The organism is Clostridium uliginosum, assembly GCF_900112485.1.
Lineage (GTDB): Bacteria > Bacillota > Clostridia > Clostridiales > Clostridiaceae > Clostridium > Clostridium uliginosum.
Genome location: NZ_FOMG01000036.1, coordinates 24,304 through 30,800 on the forward strand (window position 1 = coordinate 24,304; position 6,497 = coordinate 30,800).

A 6,497-nucleotide genomic window follows, 5' to 3' on the forward strand; every position below is an offset into this window, starting at 1 on the left:
GGTTTTGGCAACGGATATATAATGAATACAAAATTACCATTATTAAATGAATTATTAAAGTATCATGAAGAGAAGAATTTAATACTTTCTATGCCAGGAAATAAAAGTGGCATAGGATTTTTAAGAGATAGTATAGGAAAGAAATTTGCAGAGAATTTAGGTTATATTGATATAACAGAAGTTGAGCCACTAGATAATCTTCATTGTCCTGAAGGTGTAATTAAAGAAGCTCAGGAGTTACTTAGTAAAACTTATAATGTAAAAAAAGCTTATTTTATGATCAATGGAAGTTCAGGTGGAAATTTAGTTTCTATTTTTGATGCATTTAATGAGGGTGACGAGGTAGTAGTTGAGAGAAATTGTCATAAGTCAATTTATAATGGACTTATTTTAAGAAAATTAAAGGTTACATATATTGAACCTGTTATAGATTATGAAAATGATTTATTTTTTCCTCCTAATAAAGAAAATATCTATGATGCAATAAAAAAGTGCCAAAATCCTAAAGGGATTATTTTGACTTATCCTAATTATTTTGGTATTTGTTATGATATTGAAGAAATTATTAAAGACTTAAAGCAAAAAGGATTAAAAATTATTATTGATGCAGCACATGGTGCTCACTTTGGGATAAATGATAGATTACCTAAATCTGTAGCTTCTTTAGGAGATTATGTTATTTTAAGTGCTCATAAAACATTGCCAGCACTTACGCAGGGCTCATACTTATTGGTTAATAATGAGTGTGGAAACATAGAATTTTATTTAAAAGCTTTTATGACTACATCACCATCTTATTTAATTATGGCATCTTTAGATTATGCAAGATATTATTTGGATAAGTATGGAAAGGGCGATTATGAACTCTTAATAGCAGTTTGCGAAAAATGGAGAGAGAAAATCAATAAGATTAATAAAGTGCATATAATTTCAAAAGAAGATTTAAAAGAAGATTATGATATAGATATAACTAGATATATAATGATGCTTCCAAAAGGCTTTAGTGGACACAAACTTTTAGATTATTTAAGAACTAAAAAAATACAAGCAGAGATGAGTTTTTCACGAGGTGTAGTTTTGATTTTATCACCATTTAATACAGAAAGAGATTTTAACACTATATATGATGCTATAGTAGGGCTCAATTTAAGTTTATTAAAAGATGATAATAAAGCAAAATATTTTTCTATAATTCCAAAGAAGGTATTAGAACCTTATGAAACTTTTAAGTTACAAGGAAAACTATGTTTTATAGAAGAAAGTGAAGGGAAAATATCAAAAGAAATGATAGTCCCATATCCACCAGGAATACCTTTAATTTGTGCAGGTGAGGTTATAACTAAAGACGCTATCAATATTATAAAAGATTATATTAAGAACGAAAGAAGTATAATAGGAGTAGTTGATAACAAAATAGAAGTTGTTATTCCTTAATAAGGTACATCTTTGGTCTGTTATTTTATTTCATGTGCCTAATTAGGAATCTCCCAATAAATAACTAGTCAAAAATTCTTAGTTTTTTTGATTAGTTATTTTAATATGCCTTATGTTATAATGATTATCGAAAAAATTGATATTTGTGTTATATATGATATATAATTACATTATATGTAAAACTATTAAGCGTATATAAACGGAGTTCTTAGTTTCAGATGGGGTTTTAACACCATCTGAAACTTAAAAATCGTTATATAAGGAGCGTGCAGCCGTTATCATCCACTTGGAGAAGTAGGAGCATTACGGATGCTAGCTATCGGATAAAATTAGATTGTAGAAGTAATAAATATATATAAATTTCAGGCTATGTTTAAAAATAGTGCTGGTATTGTAATATAGGACACATCTTGGTTTTGTTATTTTATTACAAGTGTTACAGGTGCCTAAAGCAAATTTCAATGTCAGTTCGCTATTATATTACAATATCAATATTGAATTAAAACATAGCTAAAGTTTAAAAGGTGGCTAAAATTATGATAAATGGTATAAGAGATGGTTTAGAAAATTATATAGGGGATTTAGGAGCAATTTACTCAAATGAAAAAACTAGATTTATTTTATGGGCACCTATTTCAGAAGATGTAAAATTAATATTGTATAATAATGAAGATACTAAGATTATACACATGGAAAGAAAAGAAAATGGTGTTTGGTTTTTAGAAGTCATGGGCAACTTAAATGGTATTTACTATAATTATATAGTAACAAACAATGGAAATGAACATGAAGTTGTTGATCCATATGCAAAAGCAGTAGGGGTTAATGGAAACGTAGGCATGGTAATAGATTTAGAATCAACAAATCCTAAAGGCTGGGAGGAAGATGTTAAACCAGACTTTAAAGCACCAACAGATTCAATTATATATGAAATACATATTAGAGATTTTTCAATAAGTGAAACTTCAGGTGTTGATGATAAGTTTAAGGGCAAGTATAGTGGTTTATGTCAGAAAGGTACAAGAATACCAGGTACATCAGAGAAGACTTGCTTAGATTACATTGAAGAACTAGGAATAACACATGTACACTTGATGCCAACTTTTGATTACTCAACTGTGGATGAATCTAAATTTGATAATAAAGAATATAATTGGGGATATGATCCTAAAAATTATAATGTTCCTGAAGGTTCATATTCTATAAATCCCTACTTAGGAGAAAAAAGAATACAAGAATTTAAAAATATGGTTCAAGAATTACACAAAGCAGGGATAAGGGTAGTTATGGATGTTGTGTATAATCACACATATGAAACTCATAATTCTAATTTGAATTTAATAGTTCCTAATTATTATTATAGACAGAATCCAGATGGAAGCTTTTCAAATGGATCTGGTTGTGGAAATGAACTTGCATCTGAGAGAATGATGGTAAGAAAATTTATAATTGACTCTATACTTTATTGGGCTAAAGAATATCATATAGATGGTTTTAGATTTGACTTAATGGGGTTACATGACATAGAGACTATGAAAGAGATAAGAAAAAATTTAGATTTGATAGATAATTCAATAATAATGTATGGGGAGGGATGGACTGGAGGAAGTTCACCTTTACCAGATGAAGATAAATCTATTAAAAATAATATGAGAAAATATGTTAACATGCAAATTGCAGCGTTTAGTGATGATATTAGAGACGCAGTAAAGGGGCAAGTATTTGATGCGGCTGCAAATGGGTTTGTTAATGGAAGATATGGTTTAGAAGAAACAATAAAATCTGGAGTAGTAGCTTCTACAAAACATAATCAAATACAATATGATAAATTATGTTATTCGAAATTTCCTTGGGCAAATGAACCTTATCAAACGGTAAATTATATATCAGCACATGATAATTACACATTATGGGATAAATTATGCGTTGTTAATAAAAATTATTCAGAAGAAGAATTAATAGCAATGAATAAGTTAGCAGCAGCAATAATTTTAAGTTCACAAGGACTAGTGTTTTTTCAAGCAGGAGAAGAATTTTTAAGAAGTAAAGTTAATGTAGATGGAACAATAAATCATAATAGTTACAATTCCCCAGATAGTGTTAATGCTTTAGATTGGAGTAGAACATTAAAATATAAAGATGTTACTGAATATTATAAAGGCTTGATATCTTTAAGAAAAGCGCACAAAGCTTTTAGGATGAATAGTAGTAATGAAATAAGAGAAAATTTAATGTTTTTGGAAAAAGGAAAAAATTTCAATGCAGATAATGTAGTGGCATTTACTTTAAAAGTAACTTCAGTGCAAGATAGTTGGTATAACATAGCTGTTATATACAATGCTAATACAAATAACGTAGAAGTAACTTTAAGTGAAAGTGGCTGGTCAATTGTTGTAAATGAGAAGTTAGCAGGGAATGAGGAATTAGCATATATTGAAGATAATATAGTTAAAGTACCTAAGATGAGTTGTTATGTTTTAATGCGGAAGTAAGATTAAGTGAGAGTCAAAAAGTGATGTTCCAAATCTTGTATTTGGCTAACAGAACTTTCCCTGTTGGTATTTTATATTTTGTTTCTCTAACTTACTCAGCGAATATATATGAATCGAGTTCCCTATATTAATTTTTAGACCGCTTAACAATATATAACAATATCAGCACGGATTTAAAATATAGAGTTAAATTTCAATATATTTGTAAAATACTATTGAATTTAAAGTTGATTTGTGTTTATAATATATAAAAATAATAATTTAAAAGATAGTGATAAGGAATAGTATATAATGGGAAACTTTTCAGAGAGCTAGATGATGGTGTGAATCTAGTAAGTGAAATTATAGAAGCAGCCTTTGAATTGCACATTAAAAAATAAGAATTTAGGCACATTACAATAAATAACAAGGAAGTCAGCTAGTCTATTTTGCGTCATAAGGAAGCTCGACTCGTATACACTCGCTGAGTAAGTGATTCACGCAAAATCATAGATTTTGGTTCTCTACTCACGTCGGTAAAATCATCCCATAGCTTGGCTGTGAAATGATTTCATCTCCTTGTCTGACACAAAATATACGTCGCATCTTTGACTTGTTATTTTCTTTAATATGCCTTATATTCTTAAATAGATGATGACGTGTCCCTCATGTTATAGAGGGTGGAATATTTTTTTAATATTTCAACTGAGTGAGCAATTAATTGCTTATTAGGGTGGTACCGCGAAGTAAATCTTTCGTCCCTTTTTGGGGATGAGGGATTTTTTTATTTTAGGCATATTCAAAAAAATTTTAAAGGAGGTATTTTTAATGAAAGAAGTATTAGAAATGCTAGAAAAAAACAGCCGATATTCTGATGAACAAATAGCAGTTATGGTTGGGAAAAGTGTGGAAGAAGTTAGGGAAGCTATTAGGGATTATGAGGAACAAAGTATAATAGCAGGTTATACAACTTTAATAAACTGGGATAACACAGGAAAGGAAAGTGTAACTGCATTAATTGAAGTTAATATAACACCTCAAAGAGGAGCAGGATTTGATAAAGTAGCTGAAAGAATATATAAATTTGCAGAAGTTAAAGCTTGTTATCTAATGTCTGGTGGATTTGATTTAACAGTTATAGTTGAAGGAAAAACTATGAGAGACGTAGCACTTTTTGTATCAGAAAAACTAGCTATACAACAATATGTTCTTAGTACTAGTACACACTTTGTTCTAAAGAAATATAAAGATCATGGAACTATATTTAGATCAAAGCAAATAGATGATAGGGAGGCAATATTCATATGATATTAGAAGATATGATTTTAGACAATGTTAAAAATATGCCTCCTTCGGGAATAAGAAAATATTTTGATTTGATAAATGAAATGGAGGATGTAATATCACTTGGAGTTGGAGAACCTGATTTTGTTACTCCTTGGAATATAAGAGAAGCTGGAATTTATTCTCTTGAAGAAGGCCATACTCATTATTCATCAAATGCAGGTTTTATAGAGCTTCGTCATGAAATATCAAAATACTTATATAGAAAATTTAATCTTACTTATAATCCTACAGATGAAATACTAGTTACAGTAGGGGGTAGTGAAGGTATTGATTTAGCACTTAGAGCATTAACAGGTCCTGGAGATGAGGTTATTATACCGGAACCAAGCTTTGTAGCGTATAAAGGATGCACAGCCTTTACAGGCGCTACAGCTAAGGTTATAAATCTTAGAGCAGAAGATGAATTTAAACTTACTCCAAAACTTTTAGAAGAAGCAATTACTCCAAAAACAAAAGTAGTAATAGTTCCTTTCCCTAATAATCCAACGGGTGCTATTATGACTAGAGATGAATTACAAGGCATAGTAGAAGTTTTGAAAGATAAAGATATTATTGTTATTTCAGATGAAATATATGCAGAACTTTGTTATGGAAAGGAGCATGTTTCAATAGCATCTTTCCCAGAAATGAAAGAAAAAACATTAGTTATAAATGGATTTTCAAAAGCATATGCTATGACTGGATGGAGATTAGGATATATATGTGGACATCCTATATTAATAGAGGCTATGAAAAAGATACATCAATATGCAATAATGTGTTCACCAACAACAGCTCAATATGCAGCCATAGAAGCTATGAAAAATGGAGACAATAGTGTAGAAGAAATGGTTAAGGAATATAATAGAAGAAGAAGAGTTTTAGTTGATGGATTTAGGAAAATGGGATTAGATTGTTTTGAACCATTAGGTGCTTTTTATGTATTCCCATGTATTAAATCTACAGGAATGACATCTGATGAGTTTTGTGAAAAACTTCTTAGAGATCAAAAAGTTTTAACTGTACCTGGAAATGCATTTGGTGATTGTGGAGAAGGCTTTATTAGAGCATGTTATGCATCTTCTATGGATAATATTATAGAAGCATTAAGAAGAATAAGTTTATTTATTGATAAAATAAATAAATAAATAAATAAATAAATAAATAAAAAGAGGCTGTATCAAAATAAATTTGATACTAGCCGATAAAAAAAGTGGATTCATTAATTTGAATCCACTTTTTTGCGCATAATATTTATATGAAATA

The 6,497-nt window shown here is 29.4% G+C and carries 4 protein-coding genes; all 4 read left to right on the plus strand.

The annotated features are described in order from the left end of the window. The first annotated feature begins 21 nt into the window (after nt 1-21). On the plus strand, nt 22-1,434 hold the full coding sequence (locus tag BM027_RS16240) for an aminotransferase class I/II-fold pyridoxal phosphate-dependent enzyme (RefSeq protein ID WP_090094175.1): 1,413 nt from the start codon (nt 22-24) through the stop codon (nt 1,432-1,434). A 536-nt stretch (nt 1,435-1,970) separates the two neighbouring features. Next, the gene (gene pulA, locus BM027_RS16245; protein ID WP_090094178.1) at nt 1,971-3,926 is read left to right on the plus strand and encodes a type I pullulanase; all 1,956 of its coding nucleotides are present in this window, start codon (nt 1,971-1,973) and stop codon (nt 3,924-3,926) included. Between the two features lie 807 nt (nt 3,927-4,733). After that, nucleotides 4,734-5,213 (plus strand): Lrp/AsnC family transcriptional regulator, encoded by a 480-nt coding sequence (locus BM027_RS16250; protein ID WP_090094181.1) that lies wholly within the window; start codon nt 4,734-4,736, stop codon nt 5,211-5,213. Further along, nucleotides 5,210-6,379, plus strand: a complete 1,170-nt coding sequence (locus tag BM027_RS16255; RefSeq protein WP_090094183.1) for an aminotransferase class I/II-fold pyridoxal phosphate-dependent enzyme — start codon at nt 5,210-5,212, stop codon at nt 6,377-6,379. The genes BM027_RS16250 and BM027_RS16255 overlap by 4 nt, the downstream gene beginning before the upstream one ends. Nucleotides 6,380-6,497 lie beyond the last annotated feature (118 nt).